The 13,952-nt window shown below is 43.7% G+C and carries 13 protein-coding genes; 9 read left to right on the top strand and 4 right to left on the bottom strand.

The annotated features are described in order from the left end of the window. The first annotated feature begins 95 nt into the window (after window positions 1–95). The gene (locus tag CWC29_RS00620) at window positions 96–416 is read left to right on the top strand and encodes a 2Fe-2S iron-sulfur cluster-binding protein (RefSeq protein WP_128728810.1); all 321 of its coding nucleotides are present in this window, start codon (window positions 96–98) and stop codon (window positions 414–416) included. A 125-nt stretch (window positions 417–541) separates the two neighbouring features. Next, window positions 542–751 carry a hypothetical protein gene (locus CWC29_RS00625; RefSeq protein ID WP_010368721.1) on the top strand — a complete coding sequence of 70 codons (210 nt, stop codon included), beginning with the start codon at window positions 542–544 and terminating at the stop codon, window positions 749–751. Window positions 752–844: 93 nt separating this feature from the next. On the opposite strand, the gene epmB is transcribed toward CWC29_RS00625, so the two are convergent. Then, complete coding sequence (gene epmB, locus CWC29_RS00630) at window positions 845–1,861, bottom strand: EF-P beta-lysylation protein EpmB (RefSeq protein WP_138522975.1); 1,017 nt, start codon at window positions 1,859–1,861, stop codon at window positions 845–847. A gap of 42 nt (window positions 1,862–1,903) precedes the next feature. Here epmB and efp point away from each other — a divergent pair, with 42 nt between their 5' ends. Together efp and epmA are read left to right on the top strand one after the other, a co-directional pair. Next, a complete protein-coding gene (gene efp, locus CWC29_RS00635; RefSeq protein ID WP_010605834.1) occupies window positions 1,904–2,470 on the top strand; it encodes an elongation factor P in 567 nt (188 codons plus the stop codon). A gap of 67 nt (window positions 2,471–2,537) precedes the next feature. Next, window positions 2,538–3,512, top strand: coding sequence for an elongation factor P--(R)-beta-lysine ligase (epmA, locus tag CWC29_RS00640; RefSeq protein WP_138522977.1), 975 nt, complete (start codon window positions 2,538–2,540; stop codon window positions 3,510–3,512). Here epmA and CWC29_RS00645 read toward each other — a convergent pair. From CWC29_RS00645 to CWC29_RS00655, 3 genes are all read right to left on the bottom strand, one after another. After that, entirely contained in the window at window positions 3,509–4,723 is a 1,215-nt protein-coding gene (locus tag CWC29_RS00645) for a methyl-accepting chemotaxis protein (RefSeq protein WP_128728807.1), read from the bottom strand. The two genes, epmA and CWC29_RS00645, sit on opposite strands and share 4 nt — an antisense overlap. A gap of 93 nt (window positions 4,724–4,816) precedes the next feature. Continuing rightward, complete coding sequence (locus CWC29_RS00650) at window positions 4,817–5,539, bottom strand: glycerophosphodiester phosphodiesterase (protein WP_128728806.1); 723 nt, start codon at window positions 5,537–5,539, stop codon at window positions 4,817–4,819. Then, the gene (locus CWC29_RS00655) at window positions 5,536–6,399 is read right to left on the bottom strand and encodes a DMT family transporter (RefSeq protein ID WP_138522979.1); all 864 of its coding nucleotides are present in this window, start codon (window positions 6,397–6,399) and stop codon (window positions 5,536–5,538) included. Before CWC29_RS00655 ends, CWC29_RS00650 begins: the two co-directional genes overlap by 4 nt. Before the next feature lie 246 nt (window positions 6,400–6,645). Here CWC29_RS00655 and CWC29_RS00660 point away from each other — a divergent pair, with 246 nt between their 5' ends. The 5 genes from CWC29_RS00660 (at window position 6,646) to rlmB (ending at window position 13,849) form a co-directional block, all read left to right on the top strand. Then, complete coding sequence (locus tag CWC29_RS00660; RefSeq protein ID WP_235956498.1) at window positions 6,646–7,626, top strand: sensor histidine kinase; 981 nt, start codon at window positions 6,646–6,648, stop codon at window positions 7,624–7,626. Further along, window positions 7,623–8,225 carry a response regulator transcription factor gene (locus CWC29_RS00665; protein ID WP_128728803.1) on the top strand — a complete coding sequence of 201 codons (603 nt, stop codon included), beginning with the start codon at window positions 7,623–7,625 and terminating at the stop codon, window positions 8,223–8,225. Before CWC29_RS00660 ends, CWC29_RS00665 begins: the two co-directional genes overlap by 4 nt. Before the next feature lie 102 nt (window positions 8,226–8,327). Next, window positions 8,328–10,517 (top strand): ATP-binding protein, encoded by a 2,190-nt coding sequence (locus tag CWC29_RS00670; protein ID WP_235956499.1) that lies wholly within the window; start codon window positions 8,328–8,330, stop codon window positions 10,515–10,517. A 79-nt stretch (window positions 10,518–10,596) separates the two neighbouring features. Then, window positions 10,597–13,086 carry a ribonuclease R gene (gene rnr / locus CWC29_RS00675; protein ID WP_138522982.1) on the top strand — a complete coding sequence of 830 codons (2,490 nt, stop codon included), beginning with the start codon at window positions 10,597–10,599 and terminating at the stop codon, window positions 13,084–13,086. Window positions 13,087–13,108: 22 nt separating this feature from the next. Continuing rightward, the gene (gene rlmB, locus CWC29_RS00680) at window positions 13,109–13,849 is read left to right on the top strand and encodes a 23S rRNA (guanosine(2251)-2'-O)-methyltransferase RlmB (RefSeq protein WP_095729921.1); all 741 of its coding nucleotides are present in this window, start codon (window positions 13,109–13,111) and stop codon (window positions 13,847–13,849) included. The last annotated feature ends 103 nt before the right edge of the window (window positions 13,850–13,952 follow it).

Raw genomic sequence — 13,952 nt, forward strand, 5'->3', positions numbered from 1 at the left:
GAAATGAAAACTGCAAAAAGTTACACCTATCTCCTTTGCTATTTAAGCGCTAATGTTGTGCTGTATTTTTATTAACTAAAAGTTAGAGGGTGAAAATGCCTAACGTTATTGTTACAGATGTAGAGGGTCAACATTCATCAATTTCTGTGAGAGAGGGTGAGATCTTGATGGAAGTCTTAAACGAGAATGACTTTGAAGAAATTGAGGGAGTGTGCGGAGGCATACGTTCGTGTGCAACTTGCCATGTTTATGTAGATAAGAAATGGTTAGATAAACTTGTAGATAAGCACCAAGAAGAGTCAGAGTTATTGTCTGGATTGGAAGCACAGCAAGCTAATTCGAGACTTTCATGCCAAATTATTATGACTAGCGAATTGGATGGCTTAGAAGTTACAGTAGCTCCAATGGAGGACTAAATGTTTCGTTATACAGGCCAGTTATTCACCTCTTTTTATTCTAAATATTTTTAAAAATAATACTAAAGGTCTGACTTCGTTAGTCGATAACTAATCTGATCCATCAAAAAGTTAGGTAATCACTTATGAATATTTCCGGAAGTAACCTACCTGCGATGTCTGGAGCTGGTCAAAGCGGTGAAGTATACAGCGCCGTTTTGGCAAAAAAGCAACAGAAAGCAGATGGACAAGCCGCGCTTGCTTTAATTGAATCTGCGGGCAGCAGTGCAGCAGCACAAACGCCAGCTAAATCAGTGACAGCAACGCTAGGCAACAACATCAATACATACGCGTAAGCTTATGTCTGATGGCACGTTGTCTTCGGCATGTCCGATAGATATGTGCAACGCAATCGGTGCTAGGGTCATTAGCACCGATTTTTTGCGCTCTTAACCGAGTAAACCTAGGTCAATCGGCGTTTTACTTGGCTGACCGCCAATCTCTCGCACTAATTTGGGCACCAAGAATCCCGGTAGTACTTCCAAAAGTTCAGCCATTATCGCCTTGGCTTCACGTTCTTCTACATCAAAATGACTAGCGCCTTCTACCTTATCGAGTAAATGCAAATAATAAGGCAGTATATCTGCGTCGAATAAGGCTTCACTCAGTTGGGCCTGAGCCGCAACATCGTTATTAATTCCTTTAAGTAACACAGCTTGGTTTAGCAAGGTCACATTGGCTAGTTTAAGCCTTTGCATTGCAGCTTTAAAAGTATCATCGATTTCATTTGCATGATTAATGTGGTTTACCAAAATCACCTTTAAATGACTCTGTGCTAAACGTTGGCACAATTCCTCGGTTACTCTCGCTGGGATCACTACCGGTAAGCGGCTGTGAATACGTAAACGTTTGATTTGTGGTATAGCCTCTAATTGTTCTAGCACCCAAGCTATCATGTTATCTTTGGCCATCAGCGGATCACCGCCGCTTAAGATCACCTCATTGATTTCAGGATGAGCGCGTAAATACTCAAATACTGGCTCTAAGCTCCGTTTGTTGACCTGATTATCCTGATAGGGGAAGTGGCGTCGAAAACAGTAGCGGCAGTTGACCGCACAACCAGTTTTGAGCATGAGTAATACTCTAGATCGGTACTTATGTAACAAACCAGGTACAGGTGCGTCTTGTTCTTCTAGTGGATCTTTACTAAATCCCGCTTCAGTTAAATATTCCTGATGTACAGGTAACACTTGTAATAGCAAGGGATCATGACGATCTCCGTGGCGCATTTTAGCGATAAATGGGCGAGGTACTCGCATAGGAAACAAGCGCTTAGCTGCAAAGTCTCGTGCATCAAATTGGTCATGCAACCCCAAGATGTTGAGTAGCTCTTGTGGGTCAGTGACAACATTTGCTAATTCTTTTTGCCAGTTAGTCTGCAAATTTACTTCATTTATTTGTATCATTAGCAGGTTAATTACTCGAATATACGTAGATTAGAGGATACGATGGCGAATTATAGCACCAACGAGTTCAAGGGCGGCCTAAAAATTATGATGGACGGCGAGCCTTGTTCTATCTTAGAAAATGAAATGGTCAAGCCTGGTAAAGGACAAGCGTTTAACCGCGTTAAAATCCGTAAACTTATCTCAGGTAAAGTACTAGAGAAAACATTTAAGTCTGGTGACTCAGTGGAAGGCGCAGACGTAATGGATACTGATCTAGCGTATTTATACACTGACGGTGAGTTCTGGCATTTCATGAACAACGAAACATTTGAGCAGATCGCAGCTGATGAAAAAGCAGTAGGCGATAGCGTAAAATGGTTGGTTGAAAATGACGTTTGTACTATCACACTGTGGAATGGTAATCCAATCGCAGTAACACCACCTAACTTTGTTGAGCTTGAGATCACAGAAACCGATCCAGGCCTGAAAGGCGACACCGCGGGTACTGGTGGTAAGCCTGCAACGCTAAGCACAGGTGCTGTTGTTCGTGTTCCTTTGTTCGTTCAAATTGGTGAAGTGATCAAAGTTGATACGCGTAGTGGCGAATACGTAAGCCGCGTAAAATAATAGCGTAAAGCAATTTACGATGTTTAATAAATCCCAGCATGTTGCTGGGATTTTTTTGGAGTAAACAATGACGGTGAACAATTGGCAGCCAAGTGCAACAATAGAGACGCTTAGGCAAAGGGCTGCGATTTTAGCGAAGATACGGCACTTTTTTGCTGCTCGTGATGTGATGGAAGTCGATACGCCAAGTCTTTCTCAAACCTCGGTGACTGATCCTCACTTAGATACTTTCCATACTCGATTTGTTGGCCCAAACCACAGCCAAGGCTTGCCTTTATTTTTACAAACGTCACCCGAGTATGCGATGAAAAGACTACTTGCCGCCGGCAGTGGTGCGATTTTTCAATTATGTAAAGCTTTTCGTAACGAAGAGTCAGGGCGTCATCACAATCCAGAATTTACGATGTTAGAGTGGTATCGTCCGGGCTTTGACGAGTTTGACTTAATGGCGGAAATCGATGAGCTGATGCGGATGTTATTGGATTGTCCAGCTAGTGACTCGATGACTTACCAGCAAGCCTTTGAGACATACCTTGGGTTTGACCCTTTGAGCGTGTCGCTAGCGGAATTAAAAGCGCATGCCAACAAATACGGTTATGGTGATATTGCAGCCATCGAGAGTAATCCAGATACTTTACTGCAGTTGCTATTTTGCATGGAAATTGAGCCTAAAATAGGTCAGCAAAAGCCCTGTTTTGTTTATCATTTTCCTGCATCGCAAGCTGCACTGGCAAAGCTTAACCCGAAAGACAATCGTGTTGCTGGGCGTTTTGAGCTCTATTATCGCAATATGGAGTTGGCTAACGGATTTAATGAACTGACGGATGCGGTAGAGCAAAGGGCGCGTTTTGAGCAAGATAACCAACTCAGAGCTGAGATGGGATTGCATCCGGTGCCAGCTGATGAGCGTTTACTGGCTGCACTCGACGCAGGCGTCCCCGACTGTGCTGGTGTTGCACTTGGTATCGATAGACTAGTCATGCTGGCGTTAAATAAAGCTAGCATCAGCGAAGTACTCACATTTGATGTTTCGCGGGCTTAACGCCGCGAAACAAAGCGAGTAAGTTCTTTTTGAGTAGTTTCTGTGAGCTTTTGAGCACTTTGGCATTCAGCTAACGCGCCATCAATTTGTGATTTAGATTGCTGACCCAGTTCGACAATTTGTTGCACTGCTTGGTGAGTATGTTTTTGTGTTTCTTCCAGTTGGTGCACCGCACTAACAATCTCTTCTAATTGTGCTTGATTGCGCTCAAAGTCATCACTCATCGAAATAAAACCTTTAGAGGTATCGCTAATAGCTTTCTCAGCTGAACTTGAGTGAGAAATCAACTGTTCTGATTCTTGATTGGTTTCACCGACCAGCACGTTCATTTGGTTGATAAAATCGCTGATCTGGCGAGTAGCAGCATTGACCTTGACCGACAGCGCACGAACTTCATCGGCAACCACTGCAAAGCCACGCCCCGCTTCACCTGCTCGAGCTGCTTCGATTGCTGCATTGAGCGCCAGCAAATTGGTTTGGTCGGAAAACTCTTCAACCATTTTTAGAATGTTGCGAATGTTCTCGCTATTTTCTTTCAGGCCTGAAACCGTCGATGAGAAATTACCAAGTAGTGTGGTAATTTGTTTTACTTCAGCAACGAGCTTAGTTAACGACTGAGATGAGCCGCGAACAAAGTGCAAGCTTTCGGTATTGGCCTGATAAACCTGATCGGTATTGTGCACAATACTTTGTAAACTGTGGCTGACCTGATCGGAAGCGGCAATAATCGTGTCACCTTGGCTCAGCTGTTGTTGTCCATATTTGGCTGTACTTTGCATTGAGCTGGTGATATCGCGGTTGCTTTGTGTTGCTGCAGCGGCGCTTTCGTATGTTTTTTCCAACAGAGCACTAAGGTGGGTAGTAAACGCGTTATACTGCTCGCTTAAGTCTCTAAACTCGTCATAAGTGAACTGTGGTAGTTTTGCATCTAAGTTACCGTCTTGGCGGTTAACACGTTCCAATGAGTCTTTCATTGCCTGCACTGGCCGCACAATTAAAAAGCGCATATAAAAGACGGTAAACGCAAAAGCGGCAAGGATCACAATAGTGATCAACCAAAATGCTCCCATATTCGCGCCAGACTGAGATAGCTCTGAATACAGCCAAAATAAACTAATTGCTTGAAAGAGAAATAAAAAACCTAAGTTACCAACAATCTTTCGAGTTAAGGTAAAGAAAAATGTCTCTTCTAAAAAATTATAAATGCGCATATATAAACTCATATTGGGCTCATCATTGTGCCACTTTATTTGTCTCAGTATAGATGAGCTAAATGGAATAACAATGCTAAAGCGATCAAGCAGTTACTCAGTTGGGGTGGCGTAAGCACCAATGCCCTGTAAATACATTTTGGTTTGGCATGGAAAGTTGGTGAAAATACCATCCACCCCGAAATCTAGCATCATATCTATGTCTTGTTGTTTATCGACCGTATAAGCAAATACCTTTAGTCCGCGAGATTTTGCGTCTAGTACATATTCATGATTAATAAAGTTTTTGTCCATATGGATGCTGTAGGCATGGAGCGATTCGGCAAATTGAGCATAATGAACTGGAATAGAAGCCGTTAACGCGCCAATTCTCACCCAAGGTAACTTTTGCTTCAGCCACAATAGTTGGTGATGGTCAAAAGAAGAGATGAGTAACTGCTCTCTTGTGATCATCCCCTGTTGAATATGGTCTTCTATATAGGTCACAAACTTATCTAAGCCAAAAGTGTGTTTTAGCTCTAAATTGATATCTGTCTGCTTACCTATGGTGGCAAACACCTGTTGTAGCGTTGGAATTGACTGCCCTTTACCGGCATCAAGTGTGGCCAAGTAGGCTTGAGTTTGCTCATTGACTCTGCCCACGCCATTGGTCGTTCTGTCCAGCCAAGTGTCATGGATAATGGCGTAATCATCCGCGCAACTTTGCACATCCAACTCAATACCATCAACGCCAATATGCAGAGCTGCTTCTATTGCAGCAAGTGTATTTTCTGGATAGCTGCCACTGGCTCCACGATGCGCTAAGACTTGAATCATGCTTTTTTCCTTGTAATAGACCAAGTTTCAAAACAGGCTGCACTAACTACCAACAACCCGCCTAGTAATGTTGTAAGTGTCAACGTCTCGTGTAACAGAATATAAGCTAATAGTGTTCCATACAATGGCTGTAAACAAGAAATTAATCCTGCAGTGGTGGCAGATAAATAACGTAGACTGGAGGCAAACAAGGCGTGTGGAATTGCCGTAAATATTGCTCCTGCAAGTAAGATTAACCAGAGGTTTTCTGTGGAAACTTGCTGAATTGGCACTTCCACAAATGCTAACAGCATGAGGCATGCAACAAGCGTTTGGTAAAGCATTGTGTGTGGGCCGCTATAGTGAGAAAAGAAGCGCTTTTGGAGCAAGTTTCGCAGCGCAAAGAACGCGCCCGAGAATACGCCCGTAATAATCCCCAAGGTAACTTGGTTGCCAAGGTTCGCTTCTGGTACTAACAGATAGATACCAAATAACACTGCACTCGCACTGATAAAGTCCTTTATTTGCACGCGGCTGCGAGTGAAGAGCGGCTCTAAAAAAACGGTGATCACTGGGTAGGTGAAAAAGGCAATGATCCCAACCGCAATACCCGCCATTTGCATGCCTGCAAAGTAAGTCACCCAATGGAGGCCCACGATGACACCAAGAACTAAAGCCGTTAGATAATCTTTTTTGTGTATTAATTTTATCGGTTGCCGTTGTATTTTGAGTAAAAGTAGCAGCACAACAAAGGCTACGGCGGTACGGTAAACGGTGATATCCAGTGCTGAGAGTGAAATTAATTTTGAAAATAATGCTGTTCCACCAAATAATAAAACGGCACTATGGAGCGAGAGCAAAGCGGATTGTTGTGGGCGCATATCGAATATTAGATCTGTTTTTTAGCAGTCTATCATTTAATCGCTTTGAGATGACAAGATTGTTGACACTTGTCACTCAACATTCTGCGCTTAAACGTAAATAATAATAAAAAGAGTGAATCAGAGAAGCTTGTGTCCATAACCACAGAATTTACCCTAGTTGAGAAACGGCGCTCATTTTGGAATGCCGGACCCCTTATATTTTCAACCTTTTATTTTTTCCCATTGATATTTAATTGGACGCAATTGAGCGCAGTTAATATTGCGTTGCAAGTTGTTGTGTACCTTAGTTTTGTCCTGCTCTATTGGCAGAGTATTACAAAAACGGGCAATGCGTTGGTGATGAATTTAGTGCTGATGGCAGGGCTTTGTGTTGCAGGTAGTTGGGTGACGACCGGGACGAGTTCATTATTTGGCTTTATTGCTTTTTTTTGCGGTTTTAATTTGCTCCCTCGCTATAAAGTCATTGCGATGTTTATCATTGTCGTTCTGGTGTTACTGACTGCCAAATATGTTGCCACACAGCAAACGGTTTACTTTTTGATGCCTGCCTTATGTGTGGCATGCGGACTCTTTATTTTTGGTTGGATGTCTCACCGAGAACGGGTTCACCGTGAGTTACAGCGTCAAAGCGAAGAGGAAATTAAACGTTTGGGGGCCGTCGCTGAGCGAGAGCGTATTGCGCGCGACCTACATGATTTACTCGGCCATTCGCTTAGCTCAATAGCGTTGAAAGCAGAGTTGGCGAGCAAATTTGCCGCTGCAAATGCACTAGAGCAAGCGCAATCAGAAGCGCAGCAGGTTGCAGACTTAGCGAGAGAAGCACTAAGCGAAGTGCGCCAAGCGGTCACCGGCTACCATCAGCTAGCGCTTGATGCTCAGCTGCACATTTTGGCATCGAGGCTAAAAGATAAGGGCATTGCAGTAACGCTTGAATTGCAGGCGGTCACTTTAGATAAAGTAAGCGAAGCCTGCTTGTGCTTTTTTGCTAAAGAAGTATGCACTAATATTATTCGCCACAGCGACGCCGATAAGGTTAGTTTCACACTAAGGCAAACTGATAGTAATGTCTTTGTGGAAATTAAAGATAATGGCTCTATAAAGTCCATAAAAGAAGGGAATGGCTTAGTGGGTATTCGTACCCGATTGAAAGAATGCGGTGGTCAGTTATTGTATAGCACGGAACAAGGCGGATATTTTAAGGCGGTAATAGGGGATAACGTATGATCAGAGTGTTTATTGTTGAAGATCAAGCATTAGTTAGGGGAGCAATAGCAGCATTACTAAATCTAGATAGAGACATTGAAGTGGTAGGTGAAGCTGAGAATGGTGAAATTGCAAAAGCAGAGTTAGCTAAGTTAACGCCTGATATCGTGCTAACGGATATTGAAATGCCACAAGTTACTGGTCTTGAGCTTGCTCAGCACTTACAACAAAAAATGCCAGACACAAAAGTGGTTATCATGACGACCTTTTCTAAGGCGGGCTATATTCGTCGTGCGATCGCCTTAGGAGTAAATGGCTTTGTATTAAAAGAAGCCCCAAGTGAGTACTTGCTATCAACGCTGAAAAAGGTAATGAAAGGACAAAAGGTCATTGACCCTGAGCTTGCTTTATATGCGCTTGAAGACGCAGACCCACTTACTGATAAAGAGCGTAAGGCGCTACGTTTGGCGAGCGAAGGGTTGAAAACAGCCGAAATTGCAGGGCGGCTATTTTTGAGTGAGGGTACGGTAAGGAACTATTTATCCGACGCCATCGCGAAATTACATGCGACAAATCGAGTAGATGCAGCTAGGATTGCTAAGCAAAAAGGATGGCTGTAACCAACTGTAATAGCTTATATTTACTTAGTACTTCAAAATGATCGGACGCAGTAATATACTGCGCTATTCCAAAAGTAATGATAATGTATTATTTTGAGTGTGATGATGGATCCAAAAGTGCTTATTCAAGTTACCGCAATAACGACTGTGATTTGCTCAGTCTTTATGGCAGTGAATTGGTGTATTAATAAAGCTCTTCCCGGTACGCGAGATTGGCTTATTTTCATTGTGCTCACTGCAATTGGCTGTGGTTTATTAGCTGCATATTCACTTCCCATTACGGTCTCTATTTTTATTCCAAACCTTACCATTGCATTTGGGCTTTTTTATCTGGCTCGTGGTGTTGACGCGTTTTTTAGTGTGAAAAGCAGTTATATGCCCTGGTATATACTAGCCACACTAGGCATTCCAAGTTTTACTTACTTTTTGTACGTAGATTTTAATTTTATAGCTCGCGTTGCGATTAACTATTTAGTTTGGGCGATGGCGATGATTTACTGTCTACGGGCATTAAATAAAGGCCAAAAATTATTATCGAAGGAATTTAATGTGGCACATTGGGCGTTTGGCCTATCGTGCTTGAGCTTACTGGCGGTATTTACTTTTAGAGTGGTCATGCTTGGTGGCTATTCAGTGACAGATAGTCTTGTTTCAGCAAATTGGGTTAACCAGTTCTTTGCTGTTACTGTTAGTACGATGCCACTGCTGCTGTGTTTCTCTTTATGCTTACTATGTAGTGGTCGACGTGAAAAAGAACTATACCTATTAAAAACTGCTGCTGAGCACTCAGCACAAGTCAAGGGACAATTTTTAACGTTATTAAGTCACGAATTAAGAACACCACTAAATGCCATTGTGGGTCATGCTGAATCGCTGAAAAAAGTACCGCGAGAGCCAAATCGTCATGCTGAATTATGCGATGTTATCGTCCATGCTGCGATGTCGATGTCAGATTTAGCTAATCAGGTATTGCTGCAAGCAAAAGGGGAGTATGCTGCGCAAAATCGCGTACCTGTTTCGCTTTATAGTCTCTCGCAAGAGTTAATCCGCCTCTTACAGCCGCTGGCGTTGGCTAAAGGATTGAACTTAAGGGTGGAGGTTAAAGGTCTGTATCCGCAAGATGTACATGTTATTGAGCAAGATACACTGTCTTTAGTACTCAGAAATCTGCTTTCGAACGCGATTAAGTATACAGATAAAGGTGTCATTACACTGATCCTAGAAGGAACAAGTCGTGATGAGGATAAGCAAACAATTCGCTTTGCTATCAAAGATACAGGTAAAGGGCTGACTGAAGGACAAATGGAAAAGATCTTCGAACCTTTTGTGACGTTAAACAATGAGCAATCCATCTCGCAAAGTGCTGGGTTTGGGTTGGCATTATGCAAGCAGCTATTGCAAGGGCTAGATTCTGAACTTAACGTCGACAGCAAGCTTGGTACCGGCACTGTGTTTAGCTTTGAGCTAGATTGTCAGTGTAGTGATTCACCGTTACAGAGCACAGAGTTTAATACAGAGAAGCTGGCGCTCAATGTGCTTGTTGTTGAAGATAACGCCATGAATATTGATGTGATCAGTACCTATTTAAACGATATGGTGAGTGAGTTCTCTATTGCTAAGTGCTTAGCAGAAGCCGAAGTTGCGCTATTAGAACATAATTTCGATATTGTTCTGCTGGATATGCGCTTACCTGATGGTAATGGCCTTGAGTGGTTTAAAGAGGGATTCAACGAAATTGGTTTTACCTCAAGCGTAAAGGTTGTAGCGTTAACGGGTGATGGCGATCCTGAATTGAAAAGACGATGCCTCCGGGCTGGCATGCAGGACTGCTTAACTAAGCCGGTCTTGCCGAGCCGTTTATATGCATCACTTGAATGTGCGACTGTAAAAACAACATCGCGTTTAGAATGTAAAACGTTAATTGATCAGTCAAGATTTATGGACCTTGCGAACCGGGAAAGCTCAGGTGTGTTGGCAACGAAGTTAATGTATTTAGCAGACAGGTTTGAATATGAGATTGCGCAAATTAAAGGACTCACAGAGTTAAATGTAACAGATTTAGCCATTGATAAACTAGCCTACATTGAAAACGAAGCGCTGGAGCTTGGCATGGTGAATTTTGCAGAGCTTGTTCAAGCAGCAACAGTACAGCTGAGTTACTCTGAAGAGCAAGTCGATTGGGACGCACTTGCGCTGCTTGCTAGACGCTCGGTTGAGCGTTTATTAGAGCTTCACGCTCAAATTTCAACATTGGAGTCAGTATCAAATCCAGTGGTTAATCTATCTGCATAAAAAGATTCATCGATCTTGGCCTAGGTCATTAGGCTATTTTGGGTTAAAATAACAGCATAGCTTATTTAACAAGACAGTAATGCCAAAACAGGATCCCTATCTCGATAGAGAACAGCAAAAATACGACAATCCAGTACCTAGTCGCGAATTTATCTTAGAACACATTAAAAGCGCGGCCAAACCACCTTCTTTCTCTCAATTGTGTAACGATTTAAAAGTGCAAGACGAAGAACGTCAAATTGCGCTTAAACGCCGCTTGCGCGCAATGGAGCGAGACGGTCAACTGCACTTCAATAAATTTAAGTGTTACACCATTCCAAGTGAAGATGGTCTAGTCAAAGGCCGCGTTGTTGGACACCGTGACGGCTTTGGCTTTTTAGAAGTCGAAGGCGAACCCAAAGATTGGTTTATCACTAAATATCAAATGGAGCGCGTGCTACATGGCGATTGGGTGTTAGCAAAGGCTGGCAGCCGAGGCTCAGGTGGTAAGGTGGAAGCGCGCATTGTGCGGGTACTTGAAAAAGAGCGTGCGCCAGTCGTCGGTCGTTATTTTGTTGAGTTTGGCATGGCAGTCGTGGTGCCAGAAGATCCTCGCATTACTCAAGATATCATCATCGTACCTGGCCAAGAAAATGGTGCTCGCCATAATCAAATGGTGCAGGTAGAGATCACTCAAAGCCCTAGCAAACAAATGAATGCAATGGGTAAAGTACTTGAGGTGCTCGGCGATCATATGGCACCGGGTATGGAAATTGAGGTGGCACTTCGCAATCATGACATTCCTCATGAGTGGCCAAGTGAAGTAGAAGCACAAGTTGCAAATCTTGGTGAGTTTGTTGAAGAGTCTGCCAAACAAGGCCGCGTTGACCTGCGTGATTTACCGTTAGTGACCATAGATGGTGAAGACGCCCGTGACTTTGATGACGCCGTGTATTGTGAGCGTAAAAAGTCAGGTGGTTGGCGTTTATGGGTTGCTATTGCAGATGTGTCTCATTATGTAGGCAAAGGCACTGCGCTTGACAAAGAAGCGATTGAACGTGGTAACTCGGTGTACTTCCCTGAACAAGTTGTGCCAATGCTGCCTAAAGTGCTATCGAACGGTTTATGCTCATTGAATCCTAAGGTAGATCGCTTGTGTATGGTTGCGGAAATGACCGTGTCCGAAGCGGGTCGTTTGTCTGGCTACCGTTTTTACGAAGCCGTGATGAACTCTCACGCTCGTCTTACTTACACCAAAGTCCATGCGATTTTACAAGGTGACGAAAAGCTCAGAGCCGATTATCAGCCTCTTGTGCCTCATCTTAGTGAGCTCCATAACATGTATATGGCGCTGAAGGCTGCAAGGCAGGAGCGTGGCGCGATTGAGTTTGAAACTTTAGAAACGCGCTTTGTATTTAATGCCCATCGGAAGATTGACTCTATTGTGCCTGTGGTTCGTAACGACGCTCACAAGCTGATTGAAGAGTGTATGATCTTGGCGAACGTGTCAGCAGCAAAATTATTGGAAAAACACGAAGCCCATAGCTTGTACCGTGTTCATGATGAGCCAGATCCTGAAAGGTTGAGCCAATTTAGACAATTCTTGCAAGACTTGGGTATCGAAAGCCAACTGCCCAATGACCCTTCGCCTGAGGAGTTGACGCAAGCGATCGAGTCACTGGGTGACCGCCCTGAAAAAGAATTGATCCAAACCATGCTACTGCGCTCAATGAAGCAAGCGGTATATCAGCCAGAAAATATTGGCCACTTTGGTTTGGCCTTAAAAGCGTATGCACACTTTACCTCACCAATTCGCCGCTATCCGGATCTGGTGGTACACCGTGCTATCAAAGGTATTTTGCAACAACAGCAACAGCCAGTGAATGGCGCTTACATCTACAATGAAGATGAAGTAAAACAACTGGGTGAGCAGTGCTCAATGACAGAGCGCCGCGCTGATGACGCCACTCGTGAAGTTGCTGATTGGCTTAAATGTGAATTTATGCAAGATCATGTTGGCGATGAATTTACCGGTGTGATCTCATCGGTCACCAACTTTGGATTATTTGTGAGGTTGGACGACCTGCAGATTGACGGGATGATCCATGTTAGCAATTTAGGGCATGAGTACTTCCACTTTGATGGTGCAAAGCAATGTTTGATTGTCGAGCATAGTCGTACGGTGTTTAGACTCGGCGATAAACTTACCGTTGTGGTTGCTTCAGTTAGCTTGGACGATCGCCGCATCAACTTAGCTTTGGCTGAAGAAGGTCTTTCAGATCGCTATTCAAGGCGTCGAAAATCGCCGAAAAGCACAGCAAGTAGTGTTCGTGAGCAGCTAAAAACGGGTAAAATCCCAGGAGCTAAGCGCCGTGACGGTGAAACGTCTGGTCGCGATAAAGATAATAAAGGCGATGACAAAGCCAAAAAGCGCAAAAGAACGACCCCTAAAGGGGAGCTCAAACAGGCGAAAAAGGCAGGCACGCTGAAGTCGAAGAAGAAATCGGCGAGTAAAAAAGCCAAAGCGGCAAAGGGCAAAGCAAAACGCCCAGGTAAAAATGAAAGAAATCGCAGCAAAAAAGCGCAATAGATTATAAAGCGGGAGCTTTAACGTGAGTAACGAATTAATTTTTGGCTTTCATTCAATCGAAGCCATTTTGAATAACGCGCCGGAGCGCTTTTTAGAAATTTATGCACTAAAGGGACGTGAAGATAAGCGTTTGAATCAAGTCGTAAACGATGCCCGAAAGTTTGGTATTTCAGTGCAGTTTATGCAGCGTAAAGCGCTTGATAACAAAGCGAATGGTGAGCAACATCAGGGCATTATTGCCAATGTTAAAGCGGCGCGCGCATACAATGAAAAAGATCTTGATGAGATCATTCAAAGAGAAACCACACCATTTTTCTTGGTACTTGATGGGGTAACGGATCCTCATAACTTAGGTGCATGTCTGCGCAGTGCTGATGCAGCAGGTGTACATGGTGTGATCGTACCAAAGGATAAGTCTGCAAAGCTGAATGGCACTGCAAGAAAAGTAGCGTGTGGCGCTGCAGAAACGGTTCCGCTTATCCAAGTAACCAACCTTGCTCGCACATTGCGTGATATTAAAGAAGCCGGCGTGTGGGTTGTGGGTACGGCAGGTGAAACCGATACAGCTGTTTTTGATGCAAACCTGACTGGGCCTATGGCCATTGTAATGGGCGCTGAAGGTGATGGCATGCGCCGTTTAACTCGAGAGCATTGCGATGAACTGGTTAAGATCCCGATGGTAGGTAGCGTGTCTAGCTTAAATGTATCGGTTGCGACCGGTGTATGTCTATTTGAAGTGTTAAGACAGCGCTCAGCACTTTAATCACTTAATAAGCGCCGGCTTTCACGGCGCATCTTCAAAAGCTTTAAGAGATCGCAAGGTAAACTTGCTCCTACTCAGCTCTACTTTTGGCAGGAGCCAATTT

This window comes from Pseudoalteromonas galatheae, from assembly GCF_005886105.2.
Taxonomy (GTDB): domain Bacteria; phylum Pseudomonadota; class Gammaproteobacteria; order Enterobacterales; family Alteromonadaceae; genus Pseudoalteromonas; species Pseudoalteromonas galatheae.

What these genes read in the sequence shown, in the direction of transcription:
- epmB (WP_138522975.1), bottom strand. Translation starts at nt 1,861, where the DNA reads ATGATACAAATAAATGAAGTAAATTTGCAGACTAACTGGCAAAAAGAA.
- CWC29_RS00655 (WP_138522979.1), bottom strand. Translation starts at nt 6,399, where the DNA reads ATGCGCCCACAACAATCCGCTTTGCTCTCGCTCCATAGTGCCGTTTTA.
- efp (WP_010605834.1), top strand. Translation starts at nt 1,904, where the DNA reads ATGGCGAATTATAGCACCAACGAGTTCAAGGGCGGCCTAAAAATTATG.
- CWC29_RS00665 (WP_128728803.1), top strand. Translation starts at nt 7,623, where the DNA reads ATGATCAGAGTGTTTATTGTTGAAGATCAAGCATTAGTTAGGGGAGCA.
- rnr (WP_138522982.1), top strand. Translation starts at nt 10,597, where the DNA reads ATGCCAAAACAGGATCCCTATCTCGATAGAGAACAGCAAAAATACGAC.
- CWC29_RS00620 (WP_128728810.1), top strand. Translation starts at nt 96, where the DNA reads ATGCCTAACGTTATTGTTACAGATGTAGAGGGTCAACATTCATCAATT.
- CWC29_RS00670 (WP_235956499.1), top strand. Translation starts at nt 8,328, where the DNA reads ATGATGGATCCAAAAGTGCTTATTCAAGTTACCGCAATAACGACTGTG.
- CWC29_RS00650 (WP_128728806.1), bottom strand. Translation starts at nt 5,539, where the DNA reads ATGATTCAAGTCTTAGCGCATCGTGGAGCCAGTGGCAGCTATCCAGAA.
- epmA (WP_138522977.1), top strand. Translation starts at nt 2,538, where the DNA reads ATGACGGTGAACAATTGGCAGCCAAGTGCAACAATAGAGACGCTTAGG.
- CWC29_RS00645 (WP_128728807.1), bottom strand. Translation starts at nt 4,723, where the DNA reads ATGCGCATTTATAATTTTTTAGAAGAGACATTTTTCTTTACCTTAACT.
- CWC29_RS00625 (WP_010368721.1), top strand. Translation starts at nt 542, where the DNA reads ATGAATATTTCCGGAAGTAACCTACCTGCGATGTCTGGAGCTGGTCAA.